26 protein-coding genes and 1 riboswitch are annotated in these 25,098 nt (G+C 58.4%); of the genes, 19 read left to right on the top strand and 7 right to left on the bottom strand.

Features of this window, described 5'->3' with window-relative positions:
• Positions 1–106 precede the first annotated feature (106 nt).
• The 6 genes from GE107_RS07960 to GE107_RS07935 all read left to right on the top strand — a co-directional run bounded on the left by GE107_RS07960 (position 107) and on the right by GE107_RS07935 (position 7,478).
• Complete coding sequence (locus tag GE107_RS07960) at positions 107–1,564, top strand: circularly permuted type 2 ATP-grasp protein (RefSeq protein ID WP_219639159.1); 1,458 nt, start codon at positions 107–109, stop codon at positions 1,562–1,564.
• A 32-nt stretch (positions 1,565–1,596) separates the two neighbouring features.
• On the top strand, positions 1,597–2,550 hold the full coding sequence (locus GE107_RS07955) for an alpha-E domain-containing protein (protein WP_219639158.1): 954 nt from the start codon (positions 1,597–1,599) through the stop codon (positions 2,548–2,550).
• Positions 2,547–3,413, top strand: coding sequence for a transglutaminase family protein (locus GE107_RS07950; RefSeq protein WP_219639157.1), 867 nt, complete (start codon positions 2,547–2,549; stop codon positions 3,411–3,413). The genes GE107_RS07955 and GE107_RS07950 overlap by 4 nt, the downstream gene beginning before the upstream one ends.
• 344 nt (positions 3,414–3,757) lie before the next feature.
• The gene (locus GE107_RS07945) at positions 3,758–4,375 is read left to right on the top strand and encodes a PadR family transcriptional regulator (protein WP_219639156.1); all 618 of its coding nucleotides are present in this window, start codon (positions 3,758–3,760) and stop codon (positions 4,373–4,375) included.
• A gap of 41 nt (positions 4,376–4,416) precedes the next feature.
• Entirely contained in the window at positions 4,417–5,622 is a 1,206-nt protein-coding gene (locus GE107_RS07940; RefSeq protein ID WP_219639155.1) for an FAD-dependent oxidoreductase, read from the top strand.
• A 243-nt stretch (positions 5,623–5,865) separates the two neighbouring features.
• A riboswitch (purine riboswitch) is annotated at positions 5,866–5,965 on the top strand.
• Between the two features lie 58 nt (positions 5,966–6,023).
• Positions 6,024–7,478 carry an NAD(P)/FAD-dependent oxidoreductase gene (locus GE107_RS07935; protein WP_219639154.1) on the top strand — a complete coding sequence of 485 codons (1,455 nt, stop codon included), beginning with the start codon at positions 6,024–6,026 and terminating at the stop codon, positions 7,476–7,478.
• A 265-nt stretch (positions 7,479–7,743) separates the two neighbouring features.
• On the opposite strand, the gene tatC is transcribed toward GE107_RS07935, so the two are convergent.
• From tatC to GE107_RS07915, 4 genes are all read right to left on the bottom strand, one after another.
• Positions 7,744–8,484: a twin-arginine translocase subunit TatC gene (gene tatC, locus GE107_RS07930; protein WP_370636307.1), complete on the bottom strand. Its 741-nt coding sequence runs from the start codon at positions 8,482–8,484 to the stop codon at positions 7,744–7,746.
• Positions 8,485–8,494: 10 nt separating this feature from the next.
• The gene (tatA, locus tag GE107_RS07925; RefSeq protein WP_219639153.1) at positions 8,495–8,749 is read right to left on the bottom strand and encodes a twin-arginine translocase TatA/TatE family subunit; all 255 of its coding nucleotides are present in this window, start codon (positions 8,747–8,749) and stop codon (positions 8,495–8,497) included.
• Between the two features lie 31 nt (positions 8,750–8,780).
• Positions 8,781–10,454 (bottom strand): PhoX family protein, encoded by a 1,674-nt coding sequence (locus tag GE107_RS07920; protein ID WP_219639152.1) that lies wholly within the window; start codon positions 10,452–10,454, stop codon positions 8,781–8,783.
• A 193-nt stretch (positions 10,455–10,647) separates the two neighbouring features.
• Entirely contained in the window at positions 10,648–11,310 is a 663-nt protein-coding gene (locus tag GE107_RS07915) for a DsbA family oxidoreductase (protein ID WP_219639151.1), read from the bottom strand.
• Between the two features lie 234 nt (positions 11,311–11,544).
• On the opposite strand from GE107_RS07915, the gene GE107_RS07910 reads away from it, so the two are divergent.
• The 4 genes from GE107_RS07910 (at position 11,545) to GE107_RS07895 (ending at position 14,814) form a co-directional block, all read left to right on the top strand.
• Positions 11,545–12,378 carry an aldo/keto reductase gene (locus tag GE107_RS07910; RefSeq protein ID WP_370636306.1) on the top strand — a complete coding sequence of 278 codons (834 nt, stop codon included), beginning with the start codon at positions 11,545–11,547 and terminating at the stop codon, positions 12,376–12,378.
• 120 nt (positions 12,379–12,498) lie between these two features.
• The gene (locus GE107_RS07905) at positions 12,499–12,924 is read left to right on the top strand and encodes an RrF2 family transcriptional regulator (RefSeq protein ID WP_219639149.1); all 426 of its coding nucleotides are present in this window, start codon (positions 12,499–12,501) and stop codon (positions 12,922–12,924) included.
• 87 nt (positions 12,925–13,011) lie between these two features.
• Positions 13,012–13,323: a thioredoxin gene (gene trxA, locus GE107_RS07900; RefSeq protein WP_219639148.1), complete on the top strand. Its 312-nt coding sequence runs from the start codon at positions 13,012–13,014 to the stop codon at positions 13,321–13,323.
• Between the two features lie 255 nt (positions 13,324–13,578).
• Positions 13,579–14,814: a cation:proton antiporter gene (locus GE107_RS07895; protein WP_219639147.1), complete on the top strand. Its 1,236-nt coding sequence runs from the start codon at positions 13,579–13,581 to the stop codon at positions 14,812–14,814.
• Positions 14,815–14,947: 133 nt separating this feature from the next.
• On the opposite strand, the gene GE107_RS26465 is transcribed toward GE107_RS07895, so the two are convergent.
• Both GE107_RS26465 and GE107_RS07885 read right to left on the bottom strand, forming a co-directional pair.
• Positions 14,948–15,112, bottom strand: coding sequence for a hypothetical protein (locus GE107_RS26465; RefSeq protein WP_370636304.1), 165 nt, complete (start codon positions 15,110–15,112; stop codon positions 14,948–14,950).
• A 261-nt stretch (positions 15,113–15,373) separates the two neighbouring features.
• Positions 15,374–16,111, bottom strand: coding sequence for a hypothetical protein (locus GE107_RS07885; RefSeq protein WP_219639146.1), 738 nt, complete (start codon positions 16,109–16,111; stop codon positions 15,374–15,376).
• A gap of 375 nt (positions 16,112–16,486) precedes the next feature.
• Here GE107_RS07885 and GE107_RS07880 point away from each other — a divergent pair, with 375 nt between their 5' ends.
• Complete coding sequence (locus GE107_RS07880; RefSeq protein WP_219639145.1) at positions 16,487–16,843, top strand: winged helix-turn-helix domain-containing protein; 357 nt, start codon at positions 16,487–16,489, stop codon at positions 16,841–16,843.
• The gene (locus GE107_RS07875; protein WP_219639144.1) at positions 16,840–18,114 is read left to right on the top strand and encodes a molybdopterin-dependent oxidoreductase; all 1,275 of its coding nucleotides are present in this window, start codon (positions 16,840–16,842) and stop codon (positions 18,112–18,114) included. The genes GE107_RS07880 and GE107_RS07875 overlap by 4 nt, the downstream gene beginning before the upstream one ends.
• A 658-nt stretch (positions 18,115–18,772) precedes the next feature.
• Here GE107_RS07875 and GE107_RS07870 read toward each other — a convergent pair.
• Positions 18,773–18,916 carry a hypothetical protein gene (locus GE107_RS07870; protein WP_219639143.1) on the bottom strand — a complete coding sequence of 48 codons (144 nt, stop codon included), beginning with the start codon at positions 18,914–18,916 and terminating at the stop codon, positions 18,773–18,775.
• Positions 18,917–19,030: 114 nt separating this feature from the next.
• Between GE107_RS07870 and GE107_RS07865 the strand changes: the two genes are divergently transcribed.
• From GE107_RS07865 to GE107_RS07835, 7 genes are all read left to right on the top strand, one after another.
• The gene (locus GE107_RS07865) at positions 19,031–19,948 is read left to right on the top strand and encodes a DUF6612 family protein (RefSeq protein WP_219639142.1); all 918 of its coding nucleotides are present in this window, start codon (positions 19,031–19,033) and stop codon (positions 19,946–19,948) included.
• Positions 19,949–20,095: 147 nt separating this feature from the next.
• A complete protein-coding gene (locus tag GE107_RS07860) occupies positions 20,096–20,899 on the top strand; it encodes a GAF domain-containing protein (RefSeq protein WP_219639141.1) in 804 nt (267 codons plus the stop codon).
• A 43-nt stretch (positions 20,900–20,942) separates the two neighbouring features.
• Positions 20,943–21,143, top strand: a complete 201-nt coding sequence (locus GE107_RS07855; protein WP_219639140.1) for a hypothetical protein — start codon at positions 20,943–20,945, stop codon at positions 21,141–21,143.
• Positions 21,144–21,307: 164 nt separating this feature from the next.
• Positions 21,308–22,408, top strand: a complete 1,101-nt coding sequence (gene ychF, locus GE107_RS07850; RefSeq protein WP_219639139.1) for a redox-regulated ATPase YchF — start codon at positions 21,308–21,310, stop codon at positions 22,406–22,408.
• Positions 22,409–23,542: 1,134 nt separating this feature from the next.
• Positions 23,543–23,731, top strand: coding sequence for a hypothetical protein (locus GE107_RS07845; RefSeq protein WP_219639138.1), 189 nt, complete (start codon positions 23,543–23,545; stop codon positions 23,729–23,731).
• Positions 23,732–23,868: 137 nt separating this feature from the next.
• Positions 23,869–24,516 (top strand): phosphatase PAP2 family protein, encoded by a 648-nt coding sequence (locus GE107_RS07840; protein ID WP_219639137.1) that lies wholly within the window; start codon positions 23,869–23,871, stop codon positions 24,514–24,516.
• Positions 24,509–25,066: a class I SAM-dependent methyltransferase gene (locus GE107_RS07835; protein ID WP_219639136.1), complete on the top strand. Its 558-nt coding sequence runs from the start codon at positions 24,509–24,511 to the stop codon at positions 25,064–25,066. The genes GE107_RS07840 and GE107_RS07835 overlap by 8 nt, the downstream gene beginning before the upstream one ends.
• Positions 25,067–25,098 lie beyond the last annotated feature (32 nt).

Below are 25,098 nucleotides of genomic sequence, written 5' to 3'. Positions count from 1 at the left end.
CATATAATAATGAAATTTAATAATTACATGTAATAAATATTGACATTGATCGATCCCGATCCTATCATTACAAGTAAAATCCCATCCGGAGAGGAAGTCGTTCCCTATGGAACAGGTGAATGAGCGGACGGCGGTGTCGCCTTCCTCCCCGTTTTACGACGAAATGTATGAGGACGGACAACAGGTGCGCCCCCACTACGCCAAGGTGCATGAACGGTTGATGGGCATGAAGCCGGAGGAGAGGGCGGCCCGGCAATCTCGGATGAACGGGCGATTGTTGGAAGAAGGCATTACTTTTACGCTAGCCCAAGGGGATTCCTCCGACATGCTGGAGAGGACAATTCCGTTCGACCTGGTGCCCCGCATCATTCCCGCCGACGAATGGTACATGATCGAACGCGGGACAAAGCAAAGGGTGAGGGCGTTGAACGCCTTCCTCTCGGATATTTACCAAGACCAGAACATTCTGAAAGACGGTCTCATCCCCAGGCGGATGGTGATGGGCAATCGGTATTACCGCACCGAAATGATGCGGCTTCAAGTAGCGGGCGGCATCTACGTGACCGCATCCGGCATCGATCTGATCCGCGACGAGCAGGGCCGGTATTATGTGCTGGAAGACAATCTGCGATCGCCGTCCGGTTTCTCCTACGTCTTCAAGAGCCGGTCGATCATGACCCATGATTTTTCCGAACTCTTCTTCAGCCATTCCGTCAGAGGCATCGACCGGCTGCTGAACGATTTCCGCAATTCGCTGCGAAACCTGGCGCAGACCGACGCCGGCGAGCCTGTCATGGCGCTGTTGACACCGGGCAGCTACAACTCCGCCTATTTCGAGCACACATTCCTCGCCCAGCAGATGGGGCTGTTGCTCGTTGAAGGCCGCGACCTCGTTTGCCGGGACCATAAAATCTACGTTCGCGCCCTGGACGGACTGAAGAAGATCGACGTACTGTACCGACGAATCGACGACGATTATCTCGACCCGCTCGCCTTTCGTCCGGATTCCCTACTCGGCGTCCCCGGTTTGATGAACGCTTACCGGTTCGGGAACATCGCGATCGCCAACGCGCCGGGGACCGGCGTGGCCGACGACAAAGCGATCTATACCTTTGTGCCGGACATGATCCGGTACTACCTGAACGAACCCCCGATCCTGAACAACGTTCCGACGTACCTGATGAGCCGGCCCGAGGAGCGCGAGTTCGTGCTGGGACGGCTGGAAGAGATGGTCGTGAAGGAGACCTCGCTTTCCGGCGGGTATGGCATGCTGATCGGCCCGTCGTCCACGGAATCCGAGCGTGCTCTGTTTGCCGCCAAAATCCGGGCGAACCCGGACAACTACATCGCCCAGCCGACCATCAAGCTCTCCACCGCACCGATCCACGCGGATGGTCGGCTCGAATCCCGCCATATCGATCTGCGCGTGTTCGCGGTGTTGGGCTCGGGCGGCGTGAGCGTACTGCCCGGAGGGCTGACGCGGGTCGCCATGCGGGAAGGCTCGCTGGTCGTCAACTCGTCTCAGGGCGGAGGCTGCAAGGATACTTGGGTATTGTCGGAATAAAGACGGCCGGTCGGCCGCGGAGGAGGAGGCCCATGCTGGACCGGATTGCGGAATCGTTATTCTGGATCGGACGCTACTTGGAACGGGCGGAGAATCATGCCCGGCTGCTGGACGTGTATTATCATCTCAGGGATGACGGCGATAAGCAGGATGAAGCGGTATGGAAGCGGGTCGCGGAAGCGATTGGCGATCCCGCGCTTTACGAGGAGAAGTTCGGGACTTACCGGGAACGCGACGTTTTGTTTTTCCTCGCCTTGGACACGGCTCAGACGAATTCGCTGCTGTGCTGCGTAGCCCAAGCCCGGGATAATTTGAAGAACATCCGGGAACAGTTGCCGGCCGAACTATGGAACCTGCTCAACGGCTTCTATCTGTGGCTTAAGGGCGTCAAGACGGATGATATCGTCGAGCAGTCGCCTCACCGGTTCTTCCATAAGGTAAAGGAGGGGTTGGCCGCGTTCCAGGGTACGGCCGTGTCCATCGCGCCGCGAGACGAGTCGTGGCACATGATGGAGGCGGGAAGGTACCTGGAAAGGTCGGAAAACGTGATCCGGCTGCTTAGGTCCGTGCGCAAAGCCGTTCCGGAAGAGGGAGCCGCGTCGTATGGCCGCATGATGGCGATGCTGAGCTCGGTCGGCGGCGCGGAAGCGTTCCGGCGTATGGACTCGGCGGGGGTGAACCTGGAGGAGATCGCGCGCTTTCTCATCTTGCAGGAGGTTTTTCCGAGATCGGTCCAATTCGCGCTGGCCTCGTTCGAGCAGCATCTCAAATCGCTTCGCGGACCATCCGCCAAAGCCGATTCCGCTCTGGAACGTATGATCCGGCTGGCGGGAAAGGCCCGCTCCGAGCTCGGATACTTGGAGCGGGGAGACATTACGTTCGGTAGCCTGGACAACGTGTTGAACCATCTCCAGCTCAGCAATCGGCAGCTCGGGGAGACGATGGCCAAGACCTTTTTTTCCCCCGGACGGGAGGTTACCGCATGAGGCTCGACATCCGCCATACGACCCGGTACCGTTACGCCTCGGCGGTGACGGACAGTGTCAATGAAGTCCGGCTGACGCCGCGAACGGACGATCGGCAAGCTTGTTACCAGCACCGCCTTGTGATCGAACCGAACGTTTCGCTGCTATCGTACGAAGATTATTTCGGAAACCGCGTGCACGCTTTCACGGCTAACGATCCGCACAAGGAGTTGGTTATCACGGCTCATTCCATCGTCGTTACTCGGGACAGGAATGTCGAGGCCGCTGCGGAACGGGTAGCCGGGGAATCGTGGGGGCGGTTGCGTTCTCCGGAATTCATCGACCGGTATGCCGAGTATTTGCTCCCATCGGCTTACGCCTCGTTCCATCCGGAGATCGCCCGCTACGCGGAAGGGATCGGAGGAGACAAGGACGGGGTGTTCACGTTCATCCGGCAGGCGGCCGGCCGCATTTTCGGAGATTTCGAGTATAAGCCCCAGTCGACCGGCGTCGGGACGACCGCGGAAGAATTGATCGGCATCGGATCGGGCGTCTGCCAGGATTTCGCGCATCTGATGCTGGCGGTTTGCCGGCTGAAGGGAGTGCCCGCTCGGTACGTGAGCGGGTACCATTTCGTCGGGGACCTGCAGGGTCGCAACGCCGATTTCGAGCAAGCGTCCCACGCCTGGGTCGAGGCATACATTCCCGGCGCGGGATGGGCGGGCATCGATCCCACGAACGACAATCTCGTGGACTGGCGCTACGTCAAGCTTGGCCATGGCCGGGATTACGGGGATATCGTGCCCGTGAAGGGCATCTACCGCGGAACCCCGGAGCAGCAACTTCAGGTGACGGTCGACGTACGGCTGGCGGAGACGGGGTAGGCGGGGGCAAGAACATGCATTCATTCGAATCCGCGCAAGGGGACAGACGGACCACTCCGATGAGGAGTGGTTTTTTTGACACGCGAGAAATGATAGGTTTCCACTCCGGCGGGGCGAATCCGGCATACGGTTTCGGGAAACCGGCCTATCCGGACGGTATCCCGACAAAGGTATTCTATCGTTAATATCTTTCCAGCAATTCATGACTTGGCGGAACGTCTTTCGGTACCCTTTACACGGCGGATACCGGTCAGGACACCGTTTTATTTCTTGTTTGGGCATTTTTACCGATCTCGTCACTTAGCGCTTGACATAGTCATAAAATGACTAGTAATATTATAACCATGATGAAGCCGAAAAAAATCCAACGTTCCCCCGTCGCCCTGGCCATACTTGCGCTTCTCGCAGAAGAGCCCATGCACCCGTACCGAATGCAACAGCTTCTCAAAGAAAGAGGAAAGGATGAAGTGATTAACGTACGCCAACGTGCCAGTATTTATCAGACCATCGATCGCTTGCAGCGGGACGGATTGATATCCGTTCAAGACACGTTGAAAGAAGCGGGAAAACCCGATCGCACGGTTTACGAATCAACGGAGGAAGGGCGGAAGCTGCTGAGAGAGTGGCTTCGGGAAATGCTGTCCGTCCCGGCTCAGGAATTTCCCGACTTTCCCGTTGCCGTCTCTTTCCTCTCCCTGTTGACGCCGGAAGACGTGGTGAACCAGTTAGAGAAAAGATCGGCCTATCTCCAAAAGGAAATACATCGCTTAAGTTCAGACCTGCAAACGTACAAGGATATGCTTCCCAGATTATTCATGCTTGAAACCGAATATAAGCAGGCTGTGCTTTCGGCAGAATGGCAGTGGGTTCGCTCCGTCAGCGACGATATGCAAAATGGAGAGCTTGTGTGGAATGAGGAGTGGCTGCGCGAGATTGCGACGCGTTTGAACAGCAAGGAATAGCCGCGTTAAAGCGTCAATTTATAATGGTAAGGAGAGTGTGTATGTTGACGAACACGAAGAAAAAAACGCTGATCATCGGAGGCGGGATCGCCGGTCCGGCGCTGGCCCTGTTTCTCAAGAGGGCGGGAATCGATGCGGAGATCTACGAAGCAAGAACATCTTCCGAAGGGTTCTCGCTCACTTTATCCTGCAATGGTTTGGCTGTGCTGCAAGAGCTCGGACTTGACCATGCCGTCTTGAGCGAAGGCTCAGCCGTTAGCAAATGGAAGATGTCGAACGGTAAAGGCAGACATTTAGGCGGGGGCGTATTGGCGGGAGGGGGGCTGAAAAGCGTCTTCATTAAACGGGTTCCGCTCGGTAATATCATTTCGGAAGAAGCCGAACGCCAAGGCATTCCCATCATCAGGGGCAAAAAGCTGGAGGATATCCGGATGACCTCCGAGGGAGGAGCGGTTGCTTCTTTCCAGGACGGTACGTCGGCGGCCGGCGACTATCTGATCGGTTGTGACGGCGTACATTCGCGTACTCGCCAGATTATCGAACCGGGATTTCAAGGTGCCTCCTTTACCGGATTAATCAACAGCGGAGGTTATACCTCGGGGGTTCAAGTTCCTTGCGAACCGGAAACGATTCACTTCATTTTCTGCAAGCGGGGTTTTTTCGGATATCACGTAAGCCCAAGCGGATTCATCTACTGGTTTACCAATTGGCCAACAGCAAAAGAACCTGCCAGAGACGCATCCCGGGGCATCACGGATGAAGAAAGGAAACGGATGATGCTGGAGGTTTATCAAGACGACCAGCCTTTTATCCGGAAGATCATAGAGGGAGCGGAAACGACGTTTCCTTTCTTCTCGTCCTACGCACTGCCGAAGCAACCGGCAAGCTGGCACAAGGGACCGATCGCTCTGGTTGGCGACGCGGCGCATGCCATCTCTCCCAGCTCCGGTCAGGGGGCCTCGATGGCGCTCGAAGATGCCGCCGTTCTTGCGAAATGTTTGCGCGATTTTTCGGATGCGGAGCAGGCTTACGCAACGTACGAGCGGCTCAGGCGCGAGCGTACGGCCAAAATGTACGAAGTCGGAAGGCACGGCGATTCCGGCAAACATGTGACAGGTCCCTTCAAACAGTGGTTCCGGGATCTCACGACGCCTGTTTTTCTGAAGCTGTTCGCGAATCCGAAGGCATCGGACTGGATGTACTCCTACAGAGTCGATTGGAATTCGAAAGTATCGGGGTACCATTGAAGAACGGATTTACCCGCATCCGGCCGGATGCGGGTTTTGCGTGATTGCCGAACATTACGTTTCACGCCGCGGTGTTAAGGTTGAACTGCGACTGTAAATTTACGTCGAATGTTCGGCTTTTGACTAATGTTTAATGATAATACTGTCTATAAAGCGGATATATTATTATAATAACCGAATAATATGGGCGGATGGTGCTTGACGCGTACGCCGATTTGCGTTACCCTATCGATAGGAAAGTAATAGCTCAACCGATTCGTCCATCGTATATCTCCGGCAACAGGGCCGGAGGTCTCTACCAGGAACCGCTCAATTCCTGACTACGAGGATGTGGCTTGTCCACACTCTTCGGCAGTCGGGAATTTTTTTGCGTTGTCTGCCGGGGGCGCGAACGGATTCGAATGGAGGCGACTGAAGAGATGAGCAACTATGATGTCATCGTGGTCGGCGCGGGGCCGGCGGGTATATTCGCTTGCTATGAACTAACGAGGAAAGCGCCGGGGCTCAAGGTGCTTCTCGTGGATAAAGGGCATGACATTCACCACCGCCACTGTCCCATTCTGGACAATAAAATCGAGCTGTGCCCGCCGCCGGCCGGCAAGAAGGAATATGCCGGCTGCTTGCCGGCCTGCTCGATCACGGCCGGTTTCGGAGGGGCGGGCGCGTACAGCGACGGCAAATTCAACATCACGACGGAGTTCGGGGGCTGGTTGACGGATTATTTGCCGCCTTCGCAAGTTTTGAGCTTGATCCGGTATGTGGACGAAATCAATCTGGAGCACGGCGCGACGCCGCAGGTGACCGATCCGACGACCGGCGTCGTCCGCGACATCGAGCGCAGGGGCTATGCCGCCGGGCTGAAGCTGCTGCGCGCGCAGGTGCGTCACTTGGGAACGGAACAGAACCTTCAAATCCTGAAGTCGATCTATGCGTATCTGATGGAGCGCGTCGACATGCGGTTCAAGACGGAAGTCGCGGACTTGCTGACGGTGAAGGGGGGCGGTTCCCATCAGGTGAGGGGGATCCTGCTCAAAAACGGCGAAGAGATCGAAGCGCCGCGCGTGGTCGTGGCGCCCGGGCGCGACGGTTCCGCTTGGCTGGCCGATGTGCTGAAGAAGCGCCGCCTGCAAATGGTGAACAACCAGGTGGATGTCGGCGTGCGCGTCGAAACGTCGGACGTCGTCATGCGGGAAATCAACGAGCATCTGTACGAAGGGAAGTTCGTCTTCAACACGTCCGTGGGAACGCGGGTCCGTACCTTCTGCAGCAACCCGTCGGGCCACGTCGTCGTGGAGAACCACAGCGGCGTCATGGCGGCCAACGGGCACGCCTTCAAGGATCCGGCGCTAGGCTCGGCGAACACGAACTTCGCGTTGCTCGTGTCGCACAAGTTCACCGAGCCGTTCGATAAGCCGAACGAATACGCGCGGGAGATTTGCAAGCGGGCGAACGATTTGTCGGGCGGCGGCGTCATCGTGCAGAAGTACGGTGACATCCTCCGCGGCCGCCGGTCGACGGACGGCCGGATCAAGGAAGGCTTCATCGAGCCGACGCTGCGGGAAGCGGTCCCGGGGGACCTGGGCCTCGTTCTGCCGTACAATACGATGAAGAGCCTGATCGAAATGGTGGAGGCGCTGGACAAGGTGACGCCCGGCATCGCCTCCGAGCACACGCTGTTCTACGGCGTGGAGGCGAAGTTCTACTCCGCCCGGCCGAAGCTGAGCGAGTCGCTGGAAACGGAAATCGCCGGCCTCTATTGCGGCGGCGACGGAGCCGGCGTCACCCGCGGCCTGGCCCAGGCGGGCGCCGCCGGCGTCTGGATCGCCCGCGCCATCGCCGAACAAGCGGCTGGATAGCGGCGGCGCGTGCAGATGGTGATGTCCACGGCTGACTCTCCAAATGGGGGAAAAACAAACAAACTCGCGCCAATATGGTGCTGTCTGTCTGCACCAAGCGGCGCACAGACACTATTTTGGCGGATTAGTGGGGAGGCGAGCGAAATAGCGGCGCACGGACACTATTTTCGCGGATTCGCGAGGCAGTCGGTAAAAAAGCGGCTCGCGTACCCTATATTCATAGCTCTGCGAGATGCATAGGCGAAATAAAAAAGAGACCGCGCATTCACGCGGCCTCTGCCCTTGTTTCTATCCGTTTCCGGTAAATGATTTTCGACAACGCGACGCTCACTTCGTACAGCAGGAACAGCGGGATCACGACGATGATGTCGGACACGATGTCCGGCGGCGTGATCAGTACGGCCGTCACGGTCAGCGCGAAATAGGACAGCTTGCGGGCTTTGGCGAGCCGGGCGGGATTCAGGATCCCGAGGCGGGTCAGGAACATGACCGTCACCGGCATTTCGAACAGCAGGCCGAACGGAACCGTCACGCTGAGCATGAACGAGAAATACTTGTCCGCCGTATACACGGTTTCGAAATCGCCCGACATGCTTTCCAGAAACTGAAGCACCATCGGATAGATGATCCAGTAGCCGAATGCGATCCCCGCGACGAACAGGACGGCCAGCCACGGGATATAGGCCAGCGTCGCCCGACGCTCTTGGGGCCGCAGAGCCGGCGACACGAACCGCCAGATCTGGTAACCGGCGATCGGCAGCGTGACGGCAATGGCGACCACGCCCGCCAGCTTCAGGTACACCCACAAGACGTCGGAAGGCGCCAGGATGGCCAGCTTCTGATCCAAATTCCGCACCAGCCACCGGTAAATCTCCTGCACGTAGAGGAATGCGCCGCACAGCGAGACCGCGAACGCGATCAGGGTAAAAATCAAGCGGCGGCGCATCTCGTCCAGGTGGCCGACGAAGCTGGTTTCCGGGTTGTTTCCTTGCCCCTTCCCTTTCACCCGCGTTCGCCTACCCTTGCTTGGATTCGGCCGAGACCAGGCGCGGAGCCGCTTCCGAAGCGGCAGCCGCTTCTTTGTTGCCGGCCTTCTCCTCTTGATCGGAGGAGGAGGAGCCGTTCACCATCTCCCGGGTCGCGTTCTTGAACTCGCTGAGCGTGCGTCCGAAGGCGCGGCCGAGCTCCGGCAGCTTGGACGGTCCGAAAATAATCAATGCGATGATGAGGATCAGGATAAGTCCGCCGATCCCGATATTTCCGAATGGCATAGGGAAAGCCTCCTATTTAAGGTTTCGCGAATTAGCCGAGCTTGAAGCCGCGGATCGCCACGACCGCTTCGCGCGGGATTTTATCGCCCGGGCGGTGCGGCCACAGGCTGGTGGGCTTGCTGAGGTCGGACGTTTCTTCGCCCGGATGCTGAATGGACAGGAACAACGTTCTTTCGTCCGGCGTGAAGAACGGTCCCGTCATTTCGCACTCAACCGGCCCGGAAGCGAACTGCAGCGCGTCGCCTTTGCTCGGACCCGAGGTCGGGATGACGAACAAGCCGTTGTTCATGAAGGGGGTGTACACGCCTTTGCCCAGGCTGCTCGAGGAAATGTCCGTCACGACCCATAGGTTGCCGTTCGAATCGAAAGCCAGGTTGTCTGGGGAGCTGAAGCCCGATTGCCGGCCCCCTGCCGCGAAAATTTCGAAGTCGAACTCGGTGGCGCCCAAATCGTTGTCTTTTTCGAAAATGCGGGTGATGTGACCGTGGATGTTGCCGTGGTTGTCGTTATTCGTGTGGCAGATGAACACGGTGTTGTCGAACGGCGAAATCTCGATATCTTCCGGACGGTCGGTCGGCATGCCGCCCAGCAGCAGAGCCGCTTCATGGCAGTTCGTGACGACGTCCCCTTGAGTTTGGAACATCTTCAGCAGGTCTTCCTTCGTGCCCTTCACGCCGGAAGGCGCTTTGAAGCTGGCGCTCTCGAGCACTTTCTTGACGGCTTCGATCGTGAGCGCGATCCATTGGCCCTTCTTCAGGTTCGCCACGTACAGCGTGCCTTCGGAGAGCAGGTTCGAGTTGCCCTTCCCGGCGCTCGGGTTGTACTTGTTTTTGGAAACGAATTTGTAAACGCAGGCGTCTTTCTTGTCATCGCCCATGTAGACGACGACGCGGCCGTCTTTGGCCAGTCCCATGGCGGTGTTCTCGTGGTTGAAACGGCCGAGCGCCGTATGCTTCCGCAGGAACGAACCATCGAACGGATCCATCTCGACGACCCATCCGTAGTGCGTGGCATTGAGGCTTGCGGCAGACGCGGTGGTGGAGAAGTTCTCCTCGCAGGACATGACCGTGTTCCACAGCGTGACGCCCCCGGAGCAGTTGGCGAACGTGCCCGTGACGGTGGAGACGTTGCCCACCGCGGAAGACCCTTTGGCCGGACCGGTTAGCTCGAATTTCGAGAAGCCGTTGATGCGGCGGGCGTATTTGGACTTCGTGTCCATTTTCCACGCGCCGTTCTCGTCCTGATACACTTCGATGACCGACATGCCTTGATAGTACAGCTCGTTTTTGATTTGCTCGGCCGTCATTTTGCCGTCCTTGATCGGACCGTGGAGGAAAATGTTCGTGTACTCGTGATTGGTGACCAGCAGTCCGCGGTTATTCGAGCCGTCAATCGGGAAGAACGCGTTGTAATCGCAGCCTTGGCCGAATTTGTCCCCGTCCTTGTTGATGACGTCGTCGAACGCGGCTACCACGTCATATTGAAAGCCTTTCGGAAGAATGAGCTGATCTTCGCTCGAAGGCTGGATCGGCTCGAAGTACCCGCTCACCCGGTTCGTTTTGAATCCGAACAGATGGTCTGCGGTTTTCGATGCCGCGGAAGCTTTGCCTTCCAGAGTGCCCAGTCCGGCCGATGCGGCGGCCAGCGCGGCGGCACCCGTCCCCAGGTAAGACAAGAACTTGCGGCGGTCCATTTGTTTTTCCATTCGTGCACACTCCCCAGTACATGATTGGCCCAACAATACAAGCATAGGCGGCCCATGTAAAAAGGAGATTAGACGGAGTGCATGGACTTGTAAAAATGGGAATCGTTTACGAACGTTGTGTAAAGTGGATTTCGAAGCGGGGCAGTTCCATTCTAGGAAATAAAAAACACCCTGTTCGGGTGTTTCCGCATGCTCAAGATTCGGCGGATGGGGAAGAAGCGGCTTCTTCCTGGGCGATCTTCCGGAAGGCGGCGAGGAATTGCGCCGAAGGGTAAGCGCCGGACAAGGCGTACTTTCCGTTGATAATGAAGAACGGCACGCCGGTAATGCCCAGGTTCCTCGCCGTCTCGAAATCGCGTTCGACCTCGGCCGTGCCTTCCCCGGCCGCTAAACGCGGACGAAGGTCTTCCGGATCCGCTCCGATGCCGGAAGCCAGTTCGAACAGCACGTCCGCCTGCGCGATATCCCGGCCCTCCTCGAAATGGGCGTCCATGACGGCGTCGACCCACGGTTGCCGGAGTTCCGCGGGGAGGATCGCGGTGATCCGGTGGGCCAGGAGCGTATTCGGCATCCGCGTAACTCGGTCGAAGCGGAACGTGAGGCCGATGCCGGCGCCCGCTTCGGTCACCCTCTGCAGCATCGGATCCAGCCGCCCGGCTCCGCCGAACTTGGCTTCCATCTCTTGACGGAACGGCTTGCCTTCCGGAGGAAGCGTCGGATCCAGCTGGTAGGCGCGGTAGGTCACGGGAATCGTTTCGTTCACTTCGGAGGCCCACGCCATGATCGCGTCGTACATGTTTTTCTTGCCGATCCGGCACCAAGGGCAGATCATATCGGAATACACATCGATTTTCACGGAGCAGCTCACCTCGTCTTTCGGAATGGTAACGCGGTATCCCCAGTATGGCAGACGAAAGGCCTCGGTACAACGTGCGGCCTGCTCGGGGGCATGGTAAAATGGAGAGCGTTTGGTTTTGCGTGAGGAGAGAGTTTGAGCGGGGAGAGTTTGCTCATGCAAGCTCCCTATAAGACGTCAAACTCCCTGAAGCGGTGAGAGTTTGACTCCGTCAAACTCCCTATTAGAGGAGGAATGAACGTGAAATTGACGATCGAATCGAAAGCCGAGCTGCTGAACGGCGTGGAAATGCCGCGTCTGGGCTTGGGCGTATGGCGGACCCAAGAGGGCGAAGAGGTGGAGAAGGCCGTCTCCGAGGCATTGAAAGCCGGATATCTGGGCGTCGACACGGCTTCGATGTACGGCAACGAAGCGGGTGTCGGCCGCGCCGTCCGGGCATCCGGGATTCCTCGCGGGAACTTGTTCATCACGACCAAGGTGTGGAACAACCAGCAAGGCTACGATAATACGCTCCGGGCGTTCGAAGAGAGCGCCAAGCAGCTGGATCTGGGCTATGTCGACCTATATTTGGTACATTGGCCGGTGAAGGGCAAATATAAGGATACATACCGCGCAATGGAAGAGCTGTACGACCAAGGCAAAGTCCGGGCGATCGGCGTCAGCAACTTCCACATCCACCACCTCGAGGACCTGATGGGCTCCTGCCGCATCAAGCCGATGGTGAACCAGGTCGAGCTCCATCCGATGCTGACACAGAAGAAGCTGCAGATGTTCTGCCGCAAGGAAGGCATCCAGATCGAATCCTGGCGGCCGCTCATGCGAGGCAACCTCGATCTTCCGCTCCTTCAGGAGCTTGCCGCCCAATACGGAAAGACGCCGGCCCAGATCGTGATCCGTTGGCACCTGCAGCAAGGCGTCGTGACGATTCCCAAATCGGTACGGGAATCCCGGATCCGCGAGAACGCGGACGTGTTCGATTTCGAGCTGGCGCCCGAGGACATGAACCGTATCGATTCCTTAAACGAGGACCGCAGGTTCGGGGCGGACCCGGACAACTTCGATTTCTAAGAGCGGCCGTCCGTCATAAAACGCTGGGCGGAGCGGAACCATACCGAATGGCAGCGGCGACTCGTTGACAAATTCAACTGTAACTGATATTATTACAGTATCCGGCGGGGAGGAGAAGCCATGAACAGTGAATTCGTCATAGCCGTTCACAGTCTCGTGCTGCTGGCTCACCGACCCGAAGGAATGGCAACGAGCGAGGAGATCGCCGAGAACGTCTGCACCAATCCGGTCCGGGTCCGCAAAGTGATGGGCTGCCTCCGCAAGCACGGCTTCATCGGAACCCGTGAAGGATCCGGCGGCGGATACCGGCTGTCCCGCGATCCGGACGAAGTGACCCTGGCGGACGTGTATCGCTCGCTGGCGGCAGGTTCCTTGGCGCCAAGCTGGTGCAGCGGCGATCCGGAGAAAGATTGCGTCGTCAGCTCCAACATGGCGGAAGTCATGAACGCCGTGTTCTGCGGGGCGGACCGCCAGCTGGAGGCGTATTTCGAAGGGATCACGATCGGCCGCATGCTGTCGCAGGTGAAGGCCAAGCAACAGGCTTAGAGCCGGGGTGTAACGGGCATATTAGAGGTGCCCGATCATCATATCCGATTTACTCGTTTTCCATTTTACCCGAAGGAGAGATGTGAAATGGCAGTCGCTATCACGAAAGACAATTTCAATGAAACGGTCGCGCAAGGGGTATCCCTCTTGGACTTCTGGGCTCCGTGGTGCGGACCTTGCAAAATGCAGCTTCCGATCGTGGAAGAGCTTGCCGAAGAACTGAAAGGCCAAGCGACGATCGCGAAAGTCAACGTGGACGAAGAGCCGGAACTGGCGAGCCAATTCGGCGTCATGAGCATTCCGACGCTTATCCTGTTCAAAGACGGCCAGCCGGTCGACAAACTCGTCGGCCTGCAAAGCAAAGCCGCTCTGCAAGCCAAAATTCAAAACTTGGTCTAATCGGGCCCAACAAGTTACAACGGCTGCGCCTGATTCCGAGCATTTGAATGGCACAACCGCCGATCGCGAGACTTCTCGCCTTCGGCGGTTTTTCCGTTTCGGGCGGCTCCCTGTACCGACGGGGCCGATCGTTACGGGCCGACTCGGTTCGTCGTTGGTCTTGTCCATGACTGCCGGGTTGATTATGATGGGAGCATGATCGGTAGAGGCATCAGGCACGTTCCATCATGAGGAGAAGGAAGCGGTCGTTCGAGTATGGAAAACCAAGCGACGGAAATGATTCACCACTTGTTCCTGTTGTTTCTCATCATCATCGCGGCGGGTACGTTGGCAGGCAAAATCGCGGGATGGCTTCGACTGCCGGACGTCGTGCTTTTCATCGCGGCGGGGATGGCGCTTGGGCAAGGACTTCACTGGGTGAACGAAACGAGCAGCTCCCTTACGAACCAGCTCATACTGGTCGCCGGTTCCGCGCTCATTCTATTCGACGGGGGAAGGAATATTCGGCTGAAGGGATTGAAGAAGGTCGGATGGACCGTCGGGCTGCTCAGCGTACCGGGCGTCCTGATCACGGTTGGGGTAACGGGTGCCGCCATCCATTATGCATTCGGAATCGATTGGCTGTACGCATTCCTCGCGGCCGCGGTCATCGCGTCCACGGATCCGGCCTCGATCATCCCCGTCTTCCGGCAAGTCCGCATTCGGGACAAGGTGCGCGAAACCGTCGAAAGCGAATCCGCCTTCAACGACGCCACCGGCTCCATCGTGACGTTCGCCCTTCTGGCAGCAGCGACGGGGAAGCAGGCACTCCAAGCGGGGCCGATGATCGGGGAATTCCTGTACACCGCGGTTGGAGGCATCCTCGCCGGAGCGGCGCTTGCGTTTGTCGTGCTGTATCTGGTCGGGCACAAGATGCTGGGCATTTTCGGAGATTATACGACCATCGCCATGCTGGCGCTCGCCCTCGCCGCCTACGTGATCGGTGATCTCCTTCACGTGAGCGGGTTCATGGCCACGTTCGTCGCCGGTCTTGTCTGGGGCAACGCTCCGACGTTCGGCGTACACATGGCGCATAAGGAAACGGAAATGACCCACTTCTCCGACAACTTGACGGTCATGATGCGGATGCTCATTTTCGTCTTGCTCGGGAGCCAGGTCGATTTCCGGCTGGTGGCCGAGTACTGGTGGCAGAGCCTGATCGCGGTGCTCGTCCTGATGGCGGTCGCGCGGCCGCTTACGGTATACGCATGCGCTTTGCCGCACCGGAAGGCCGAATGGACGCCGAAGGAGCTGCTTTTCATGGTATGGGTGCGGGAGACCGGCGTGATTCCGGCGGCCCTCTCGGGGATGATCGCGGGGATGGGCGTTCCCCATGCGGACGTGATCGCCTCGGTAACCTTCATGGCGATCATGCTGACGATTCTCGTGCAGGCCAGCACGACCGCCTGGGCGGCGCGCAAGCTGGGGCTGGAGATACGGACGGAAGGATGAAGCGCACGCTCCTATCGCCATAATCCGGAAGTTCGGGCCGGCAACGGATTCGCGCCTTGCCGCAATCGCTGCAGCTTCGCCGCCGCCTGAACGCTTGCTTGGATCAAGGCAAGGATCGATCCCGCCATGCTCGTCACCGCCTGCCTTCCGCCGTCAGTTTCTCTACCCTGTACGCTCCGTTTTTGAATTGAAGCTGCTTGGACACCATGTCCCACAACTCCGGCGTCAGCTCGTTTGCTGCTTGCGTATCGTGCAGGGAACCGTAGTGGAACGGCACGAAAACCATGCCGATCGGCACGGTGTCCGTCACCCTCGCCGGAACGACGATGAACCCCCCGCCGGGACGAGATTCGAAGAGGGTCGCCCGTCCGTACGCTCAATCTCTCCGCGTCTCCCGGATGGACTCGATGCACTCGGGTCTTGTCGCTATGCAAATATGTATGCGATTCGCGGAGGGCTAGCATATCCGCTTCGGAGGAGCGAAGCAAAACGGAACGGCAGCCGCGAACGCAGGGCTCGCGGCTGCCGCCTTGATGAGGAAATATTCGGGATGGATCCGTCAAATCGTCCATTGCCCGTGCACGATCGCGGCCAGTTTCCAATCCTGCCCCGACGGGCGGAATACGAGAATCAGGCTCTCCCAGTCCATGCCTTCGTTCTTCTTGTCGAAGCCCGGAAAATGGAACTCCACATAGGATGCGTCCGGGTACACGTCCGGGCCGTTGAACGTCATTGTTCCCTTCGCCGCCAGCTTGTTCACGTTAACGATCGGCGCGCCGGAGAAGTCCTGATTGTAGACGAACTTCTCGAAATAATCGCGGAACGTCAGCTCGATCGGCTCTCCGCTGCCGTCGTACGAACCCCAGGTGAGCTTCTTCGCGTCCTTGAAGCTGGGGAGTTCGCCGGCTTTGAAGACCAGGGAGGTTTTCTCGTCGATATGGAGGTAAGGAGAGAAACGGATGCCTTGCTGCGGGTCCGCCGCCTCCGCCAGGCTCGCCAAGTCCCGGTCGCGAAGCGCGTCCACGACGTTGCGGGCCGCCCGGAGCAACGCTTGGTCGGCGCCGGATTCGGGAGCCGGGGATTGCGAAGAGGCCGGCTCTTCGGAGGCCGAAGGCGACGCGGGGGTTGTGACCGTGCCCGTGCCCGCGGAAGGGGATCCTGCGGCAGGAGATTCAGAGATAGAGCCGGAATTGGCCGTGCCTCCGGCATTCGCGTCGTTTGCTTGCGAATTTCCGCAGCCGGATAACAGAAGCGCCAGAAGCGCCATAAGAAGCAGAAACGGGATAGTTCTGCGCATCGATGCATTCCTCCTTGCTGTTCGGTATTTTTTTAGACGCAAAATCTCTTCGGATGTTCCGCTCGGAAACGCTTAAAATGAACATTTTCTCGCTCCCAAATTCAGGTTGCCGCCCTCCTCGGACAGCCGCCGGATCGGCTCGCAGTTTTTTCGTAAAAAAATGCAAGGGATCGTTACGGAAGTGGTTAGAGCGCGGTTGGCAGTGAGCGGTACATGGATGGATGACGGCAAGATGGACGGGAAGATGGATGGCCCTAAACCGGACGCGGCAGATAAACCAGGTGATGCGGGGCTCCTCATCAGGCATCACCGTGCGTGTGCTATAATTTGAGTATCAAACCGTCAAGGGGGAAACTTCGGTGTCCGGCACGCGGGATGGACAGTGGGAAACGGGAGAAAGACCGCCATTTCCAAGGATTCTCCGTATACCCGGCCCTTCGCAAAGTAACCTTGGACGGAAGGGAAGCGGAGCTTACGGCCAAGGAGTTCGACCTGCTGCACGGGTTCGTGCGCCATCTCGGACAAGTATTCTCCAGAAACCGACTTCTCAACCGGGTATGGGACATCGATTTCGAGGGAGAGACGACGGTTGCCGTCCACGTCAGGCGGCTCCGGGAGAAGATCGAGCCCGAGCCGTCTGACCCGGTCTTCATCAAGACCGTCTCGGCGGAGAAAACATCGGAATCCGCGTGCCTCACCGTTCGGATACGAGAGAGGAGGAAGAGCGCATGAACCGGAAAAGGCCGGGATTCGGCAAACAGCTGGCGGAGCTTCACCGCTGGAACGCTTGGCTCGTGCTGGCGCTGGCGGTCAGCGGGCTGCTGCTCGCTTGGGGAGTCATCCGCGAACTCGGGGAAGGCAGGATTTGGATCAAGCAGCTTCACGTTGCGATCGGCGTCATTTCGGGCATTCTGGTCCTGTTGTACGCGCCAATGGCCAAACGGCACTTGAAGCAACTGAGGCAACGGCCCCGCCAGAAGGGGAACCTGGGCTTCGTCCTGTTCCTGCTCGTCGGCTGGCTCCTATCGGGGATCGTGCTGTGGCAGCTGAGGCATTTCCCGCCCCGTTGGGCGAACGTCGCTCTGCTTACGCATCAATTATTGACGTACGTCGGGCTGCCCTACATTCTCTATCATTCCGTCACCCGCATGAAGTGGATGAAACAACCGGAGAGAAGAGCGGTGCGCGTGTCGGACGCCGCGGAATCGGGGGAGCTTGCCGGGCAAGGTCCGACAGTGCCTCCCGGTCCGTCCGTTCCGGGACCTTGGCTGACCCGCCGCCAATTTCTGAAAATATCGCTCGGCGCGGCGCTGGCGGTGGCCGTGCTGCCTTCTTTTTTCCGCTGGCTGGGATCGGTGCCCGGAGGGTCATCTCTCGTTCCGGGAGGGGATGCAGTCCCCGAGACGGATCCGAATCGGATGCTGCCTGCGCCCCAGCCGTTGCCGGATTCCGCGAACGTCATCGGCGGCGGCGCGCAAGGGCGGTTCCAGGTCTATACGGTCACGAGGCTGCCGACGTTCACGTCCGACACTTGGCGGTTCACGATCGACGGGTTGGTGGAGCGGCCGGCCTCCTGGAGTTGGAGCGAGTTCCTTCAGCTCTCCCGAACCGTGCAGGTGAGCGACTTCCATTGCGTGACGGGCTGGTCGGTATACAAGAACACTTGGGAAGGCATTCCGCTATCCCGGTTGCTCAGGGAGGCAGGCGTCAAGCCGTCGGCGACCACGGTAAAGCTCTATTCCGGTGACGGGGTGTACACCGACTCGCTGACGCTCGAGCAGGCGAACATGGACGACGTGATGGTCGCCGTCCTGCACGATGGCAAGCCGATCCATCGCGATTATGGGGGACCCGTCCGGCTGATCGTACCGAAGATGTACGCGTATAAATCCGTCAAATGGCTGAACCGGATTGAGCTGATCGACCGGGACCATACCGGCTACTGGGAGGAAAGAGGCTACGACAAAGACGCTTGGCTGAAAGGCGAAGGTCTGAATGGTTAACCATCCTCCAAGGGATCGCCCTCGGAATCCCCCTTCCCCGGAAGGGGAATTCCGAGGCGCTGCGCCTTCTGGACACCCGCGATTTTGCCTTTGGAGCGCTCGGGCGGACTGTGGTTTGCACAGGGACAGTCTGAGCGCTCGAGCTTCATCAAGGCACAACGACAACAAGGCACAACGACAGCATTGTTGAATAGAATCGTGGGGATTCCGGCTATTTGCGTAGATTCTATATGATTTTTAGAACAGATTTATCGAAATTACCGCCTTCGGGACTTTTCTATTCGAAATTTCAAACAGTTTCGAACCGCCTGGTCATGGAAAGGATACCATAAATGTGACACAACCAAAGGACAGGGTAGCGGCGACGGAATTCCCGAATGAATCTTGCCATTCGAGCCGAGATGAATCGCTGACGACGGAGCCGGCACAAATCGAGTTGCTGAATCCGGATAAGAGACCAATTGGATAGAGGTTGACATGCTGTTGTTGCGAATGGGTCAGCCGCAGAAAAAAACCGCACCCGGGCAGAGAAAGCTTCGGGAACGGCTTTTTTTCTATTTAAGGCGGATGGTCCGATTGACTTCGAGGTTTCGGGTATGTTACACAAGAGGGACTCGCGGCAAGCCGTGAAGGGACCAATGGGACGGAGAGGCCCCCATCAATCCGTTTTCTTCTTCTTGCGGGGAACCGGGGCTACGGATTTCGTTCTCTCGAGCGTGTCATTGACGAACGCCATATCCTGGTTTTCCGCCTCCATATGCGCGGTGCCGTCGTAGTTGCCTTTATGCTTCCGATTTTCCATGGCGATTCCTCCTCCAATTAGGGAGTTTGACGGAGTCAAACTCTCTCCTTTGCTGGGGTACGCTGTGATTGTGCGCATTCTCTTCCCAAGTTATCCGCGAGGAGGTTGATCCGAATGAAATGGTACTCTCTCCCGTCCATCCGCCGCTCCGGCCGTCTTGTTCTCGCCGTTATCGCAGCGTGCGCCTGCATGGCTGGCGTTGCCGCCTGCGCTTCCTCCGGATCTCCGGCGGTGACTCCGTCCGCTTCCGCGCCGACCCCGGTTACCCCGAAGCCTTCGGCCTCTCCCGGCTCCTCTGCAACCCAAGTGCTGGAGCAGGCCCGAGAGGCGGCCCAGGGGCTGAAGAGATACGCTTTCGAAATGGATTTGGTGCAGCATTTGGCCGGCCCGGGCGCGGAAGGCAACTCGGCCGTTTCCGTGAAGATGCAAGGCCGCGCGGAGCTGGGGCCGCTTAAGCTCGACCAGCAAATCAAGAGCGACATGGACGGCCAAACCTACAGCATCCGCGCGATTCTCGTGCCGGACGCCTATTACGTCTACGAGCCGGAGATCGAGGAGTGGACCAAGACGCCTAAGCAGGAAACGGCCGAGATCAAGAAAACGCTGTCCGATTTCCAGGCGAATCCGGCAAAAGCCCTGCAAGCCGTCGGATCTTTGGGCAGCGGGTTGCAGACGGAGCGGAACGGGGGTCGGGACATCATCCGGTACGAGGGCAAAGGAGCGCCCGCGTCGGCGTTTCTCGAAAACGTGCTGGAGAGCACGCTCGACTTGTCCGGCATGGATCCGAAGGTTCGGAAAACCATTAAGCTCGAAAGTTTGAAGGTGGAGCTCGCGCTTGACGCGAACAAGCATTGGCCGCTGTCGTATAAGATCGAATCGTCGATGACGGTCGAGTACGAGGCGGGCAAGCCTTCCACGTTGACGCAGACGCTCAGCGGGACCTACAGCAAGCATAACGCGTCCGAGAACGTCACGGTTCCGAAGGCCGCTTTGGAAGCGCCCGAACCCGATTCTTCATCGGAGTCGTCTTAACCGCATGCGCCATCGTTTTCCGTCTCCCGGACGTGAAAGCGGTGGCGTTCGCGCATCTTTATCCAGAATTTAGGAATTAAGAATCTTGAAGGAATCCAAAAATTGCAATAAACTGAAAACGGTTGCCATTCGAAAAGGGGGGAGTTCATGGACAGTTTTTTGAAAGGAATCCTGGATAAGTTGCCGCCCTGGTTTTACAGCGTGTCCGCCGTGCTGTTTCTCCTGGTGCTGATCATCTTCTTCGGGATGACTTTGTTCGGAGCGTCCAGGATCACGAGGGCCATGCACAGCATCATGAGCCGGGACCGCCGCATCGAGCAGCTGCACGACCGGCTGCACGAAGCGATCCGGCGCGCCGAACGGCAGGAGAACGTCGCGTCGCAGTTGGCTACGGCTTGCGGCAACTTGAGCCCGCTGCTGCATCAGCTTAACGCGCTGCGCTCCCATCTGAATCTCATGACCCGCATGAACGAGATCGAATCGCTGTCCCAACGCTGTCTGGACACGTTGTCGTCCGACATCAAGGTCAGCGCGGGAGGAAGGCACCGATGCGCGTTGTGGGTGCAGCAGGACGAAGAGCTTCTGCTTGTATTCGCCAGCTCCGGTTTTCCCAAAACCCATCCCGGAAACCGCAGGCTGCACATCCACCGTTCCATCGCGGGACGCTGCCTTCGCAAGAGGCAGATGATCCATGTCGACGACGTAACGGAAGACGACGACTGGGAACCGAACCACGATTCCAAATCGCCTTACCGCTCCCTCATTTGCGTCCCGGTCAGCACTTGGGTGGTGTTGACCGTGGACGGCATCCAGCCGATGAGCCGGGAGGTCGAGCTGCTGTGCGAGCTTTACGGGGTCATTTTCGAAGGCATTTTCCAGGAACAAGTGAACACCGTCCAACGGTTGGCTGGTGACCATATGGGGGAAGAAGCAAATGCCAGTGGCGCGTAGGACCAAATTATGGTAAAATCGGATCCAGAAGGAGTGTGGATCCGTGGGTCGTCAGATTCCAATCATTCGAGCGGTCGCACAGGCCGCACTGGAGCAACAAATGCTAACGCCATACGCGTATGACGGAATTGTCCGTTGGATCGACGGGCTGGAGCAGCAGCACCGTTCCGTGTCGCAGGATCAAGCGATCCGGAGGGCGAGCGAGCTGATGATCCGCCGGTTGCGCCAATCCATGTCGGTTTAGAGGGTGCATGCATCTTGCGAACCGGGGTCTCCTCCCTATCGGGGAGACTCCGGTTTTTTTTTGCCGCTTCGGGACGCCGGAGCCGTTTTGGCCTTCGCAACAATGGCGGCCCCGTGCAATCTGCGTTATAATGTGCTGAGAATTGTAGAGGAGTGGTCGAACTTATGCCGCTGTCGTGTGGAATCGTCGGGTTGCCGAACGTGGGCAAATCGACGTTGTTTAATGCGATTACGCAGGCGGGCGCAGAATCCGCCAATTATCCGTTTTGTACGATCGATCCCAACGTGGGCGTCGTGGAGGTGCCGGACGAGCGGCTGCAGAAGCTGGCCGAAATCGTTGTGCCGAACCGAATCGTCCCGACGGCGTTCGAATTCGTCGATATTGCCGGCCTGGTGAAGGGAGCAAGCCGCGGAGAGGGACTCGGCAACAAGTTCCTCGCGAACATCCGCGAGGTCGATGCCATCGTCCATGTCGTGCGCTGCTTTCACGACGAGAACATCACCCACGTGTCGGGGAAAGTCGATCCGATCCACGACATCGAAGTCATTAACCTCGAGCTGATCCTCGCGGACTTGGATACCGTGGAGAAACGGATGGAACGCACCCGCAAGAACCTGAAGGGCGGCGACAAGAAATACGCCCAGGAGCTGGAGGCGCTGGAGCGCATCCATAAGGCGCTGCTGGACGAGAAGCCGGCCAGAAGCGTGGAATTGTCCGACGAGGAGAAGCTGCTCGTCCGGGATCTTCACCTGTTGACGATCAAGCCGGTTCTGTATGCGGCCAACGTCAGCGAGAGCGAAGCGGCGAACGCGGACGGAAACGAATACGTCAAGCGCGTCCGCGAATTCGCCGCGGCCGAAGGCTCGGAGGTCGTGCCGATCAGCGCGAAGGTCGAGAGCGAAATCGCCGAGCTGGAGGGCGAGGACAAGGCGCTGTTCCTGGAGGAGCTCGGTCTCGCCGAGTCCGGCCTGGACCGCTTGATCCGCGCGGCTTACAAGCTGCTCGGGCTGTACACCTACTTTACGGCAGGCGTGCAGGAAGTGCGCGCTTGGACCATCCGCAAGGGGACCAAGGCGCCCCAGGCGGCCGGCGTCATCCATACGGATTTCGAGCGGGGCTTCATCCGCGCGGAAGTCGTCTCTTACGAAGACCTGGTGAACTCCGGGTCCATGAACGCAGCCAAGGAGAAAGGCCTTCTCCGCCTCGAAGGCAAGGAGTACGTGGTGGCCGACGGCGACGTCATGCATTTCCGGTTTAACGTATAACGAGATTGCGGTATCGGGGCGGCCTTCGGGCCGCCTTTCGTTCGTTGGTACGGGCTCTCGAGCCTCTGCACCCTAAGCCCGTATCAGCGATAAGCCTGTCCCGCAAGCATAACTTCGCTCCACCGACGCGAAGCGGCCACGATAAGTCTGTCCCGCAAGCATAACTTCGCTCCACCTACCCGAAGCGGCCGCGATAAGCCTGTCCCGCAAGCATAACTACGTGCCACCGACGCGAAGCGGCCGCGGAAAGCCCGTCCCGCAAGCTTAACTCCTCTCGACCTAGGCGAAGCCATCACGATAAGCCTGTCCCGCAAGCACAACTCCGTTCCACCGACGCGAAGCGGCCGCGATAAGCCTGTCCCGCAAGCATAACTACGTGCCACCGACGCGAAGCGGCCGCGATAAGCTTGTCCCGCAAGCTTAACTACGTGCCACCGACGCGAAGCGGCCGCGATAAGCCTGTCCCGCAAGCTTAACTCCTCCACCGACGCGAAGCGGCCGCGATAAGCTTCCCGCAAGCATAACTCCGATCCACCTACGCGAAGCGGCCGCGATAAGCTTGTCCCGCAAGCATAACTCCGTTCCACCGACGCGAAGCGGCCGCGATAAGCCTGTCCCGCAAGCTTAACTCCGCTCCACCGACGCGAAGCGGCCGCGATAAGCCTGTCCCGCAAGCATAACTCCGTTCCACCGACGCGAAGCGGCCGCGATAAGCCTGTCCCGCAAGCTTAACTCCGTTCCACCGACGCGAAGCGGCCGCGATAAGCCTGTCCCGCAAGCATAACTCCCGCCGCTCCCTTTTGCATCGGTCTGTTGAGCCGCAGCTCATTCCGCAACCTTGCCGGCGGCAGCTTCGTCAGGAGGAATGACCGACTGGCGGATTCAGCCACAGGGAAAGGGGAAAAGAATCATGCAACGCACCAAAACTAAAACGATCGCGCTGCCGTCGCGCTCAGCTTTCCTCCTCAAGCGTCTCCCAACAAAATCGTCATCCGCGCCCAGCGCCTGATCCGCGAGGATGCACTGGGAGATATCCAAATCTCCGAGGAGGGGACGCGGCTCTCGTTCGGGAACGTAGGAGCAGACGTCTACAAGCCTGGCCTCGTTCTGAACGCGGGCAAAGAATCGGCGGTCGTGTCCGCGCAAGGCGAACCGCTCAAGTGGGCCGATTTGTTGAAAGGAACGAAGATCCGGGCCTATTACGGACCTGCCGTCACCAAGAGCATCCCGCCGCAGGTTTCGATCGATCCGATTCTGCTGGACGATACTGCCGCAAGCGAATACTCGCTATCATGCCAGGCTGCCATTCAAAGGTCTCTTTAAGACCAGGAGGGCAGTCTTTTTCATTTGATCCGTTTTTATCGTTTCTTTATTTATTCTTCAGAAAGTTCCCGCGGGATTCCTTATTCTTCTCCCCTAAGATGGATTCGAACATGAATCCGATAGAGGTGGAGAAAAAAATGATCGGAAAAAACAACGCCCCGTTGTTGTGGATGCTGGCCATCCCGCTCTTGAGCAACATATACGTTTGGCTGAACCATTCGGGATATCAAGTGCACTCCCTGGTGACGCCGCTGGACGAACGGACCCCGTTCCTGCCCGTGTTCGCGATCCCCTATCTCTTGTGGTATCCGTTCCTTGCGGTAACGCTGGTCGCGATTTTCCGGCAAAGCTATCTCGCCTACGTCAGAACGCTTCTCGCGATCTGCATGGGCCTGCTGGCTTGTTACGCGGTATACTTCTTATTCCAAACGACGGTCCCGCGCCCGGACATCACGTCCGACGGCTTGCTGCACCGGTTGGCGGCGCTGGTATATCGATCCGATCAACCGTACAACTGTTTTCCGAGCATTCACGTGATGACCAGCTGCCTGATGATCAAAGGTTCGATCGTGCTCAGGCCGCGGTTCAGAATGGCCGTCCTGACGACCGCCGTTTGCATCATCGCTTCGACGCTGTTCATCAAGCAGCATGTCATCGCGGACGTTGCCGCCGGCATCTTGTTCGCCGAAGTGATGTTCCGGCTTGCGGCATGGCTACTCGCGGGCCCCAGAAGCCGGATGTTGCCCGATTCTCTACGGAAGCTGAGGTATACGGACCATGAGTAGGGAAAGCTTTCTCTTCCTCCGCAAATTTGTCCGACAGCCCAAGCAAGTGGGAAGCGTGATGCCCAGCTCGGGATTCCTGGGGCGAGCGATGGCGGACTCCGTTCCGTGGGCGGCCGTGACCGCGGCGGCGGAGCTGGGGGCGGGAACCGGGGCGATCACCCGTCACTTGGCACGCAGCGCGCTCCCCGGCACGGCAATGCATTTGTTCGAGAAGGATGCGGCCATGAGGGAGAGCTTGACGCGGGCTTACCCCGGCTTCCGCTGCTACTCCGACGCGGCCGATATGCTGGAAGAGTTGGCAGGTTCGGGCGCGGGACAGATGGACTGCATTTTCAGCGGGCTTCCGTTTTTCAACTTTTCTCCGGAATTAAGGGAGCGTCTGTTGGGGCAAATCGAAGGGGCGCTCAAGCCGGGCGGTTATTTCGTCGCATTCCAGTACTCCCTGCAGATGAAGAAGCGGCTTTCCAATTCGTTCCGGGTCGAGCGGATCCGGTTCGTTCCCTGGAATTTGCCCCCGGCTTTTGTTTACGTCTGCCGCCGGAAGATATAATGGATTCAACCGTGGCCGAAAACTCGGGAAGA

This window comes from Cohnella sp. CFH 77786 (genome assembly GCF_019400745.1).
Classification (GTDB): domain Bacteria; phylum Bacillota; class Bacilli; order Paenibacillales; family Paenibacillaceae; genus Cohnella.
This window is presented reverse-complemented; position numbering and strand designations above follow the sequence as displayed.

Coding starts and splice junctions, on each gene's coding strand:
- GE107_RS07895 (WP_219639147.1), top strand. CDS start 13,579: ATGGAAAACCAAGCGACGGAAATGATTCACCACTTGTTCCTGTTGTTT.
- GE107_RS07875 (WP_219639144.1), top strand. CDS start 16,840: ATGAACCGGAAAAGGCCGGGATTCGGCAAACAGCTGGCGGAGCTTCAC.
- GE107_RS07955 (WP_219639158.1), top strand. CDS start 1,597: ATGCTGGACCGGATTGCGGAATCGTTATTCTGGATCGGACGCTACTTG.
- tatA (WP_219639153.1), bottom strand. CDS start 8,749: ATGCCATTCGGAAATATCGGGATCGGCGGACTTATCCTGATCCTCATC.
- GE107_RS07835 (WP_219639136.1), top strand. CDS start 24,509: ATGAGTAGGGAAAGCTTTCTCTTCCTCCGCAAATTTGTCCGACAGCCC.
- GE107_RS07880 (WP_219639145.1), top strand. CDS start 16,487: ATGGACAGTGGGAAACGGGAGAAAGACCGCCATTTCCAAGGATTCTCC.
- ychF (WP_219639139.1), top strand. CDS start 21,308: ATGCCGCTGTCGTGTGGAATCGTCGGGTTGCCGAACGTGGGCAAATCG.
- GE107_RS07865 (WP_219639142.1), top strand. CDS start 19,031: ATGAAATGGTACTCTCTCCCGTCCATCCGCCGCTCCGGCCGTCTTGTT.
- GE107_RS07905 (WP_219639149.1), top strand. CDS start 12,499: ATGAACAGTGAATTCGTCATAGCCGTTCACAGTCTCGTGCTGCTGGCT.
- GE107_RS07910 (WP_370636306.1), top strand. CDS start 11,545: ATGAACGTGAAATTGACGATCGAATCGAAAGCCGAGCTGCTGAACGGC.
- GE107_RS07885 (WP_219639146.1), bottom strand. CDS start 16,111: ATGCGCAGAACTATCCCGTTTCTGCTTCTTATGGCGCTTCTGGCGCTT.
- GE107_RS07960 (WP_219639159.1), top strand. CDS start 107: ATGGAACAGGTGAATGAGCGGACGGCGGTGTCGCCTTCCTCCCCGTTT.
- GE107_RS07860 (WP_219639141.1), top strand. CDS start 20,096: ATGGACAGTTTTTTGAAAGGAATCCTGGATAAGTTGCCGCCCTGGTTT.
- GE107_RS07920 (WP_219639152.1), bottom strand. CDS start 10,454: ATGGAAAAACAAATGGACCGCCGCAAGTTCTTGTCTTACCTGGGGACG.
- GE107_RS07945 (WP_219639156.1), top strand. CDS start 3,758: ATGATGAAGCCGAAAAAAATCCAACGTTCCCCCGTCGCCCTGGCCATA.
- GE107_RS07840 (WP_219639137.1), top strand. CDS start 23,869: ATGATCGGAAAAAACAACGCCCCGTTGTTGTGGATGCTGGCCATCCCG.
- GE107_RS07935 (WP_219639154.1), top strand. CDS start 6,024: ATGGAGGCGACTGAAGAGATGAGCAACTATGATGTCATCGTGGTCGGC.
- GE107_RS07950 (WP_219639157.1), top strand. CDS start 2,547: ATGAGGCTCGACATCCGCCATACGACCCGGTACCGTTACGCCTCGGCG.
- trxA (WP_219639148.1), top strand. CDS start 13,012: ATGGCAGTCGCTATCACGAAAGACAATTTCAATGAAACGGTCGCGCAA.
- GE107_RS07870 (WP_219639143.1), bottom strand. CDS start 18,916: ATGGAAAATCGGAAGCATAAAGGCAACTACGACGGCACCGCGCATATG.
- GE107_RS07940 (WP_219639155.1), top strand. CDS start 4,417: ATGTTGACGAACACGAAGAAAAAAACGCTGATCATCGGAGGCGGGATC.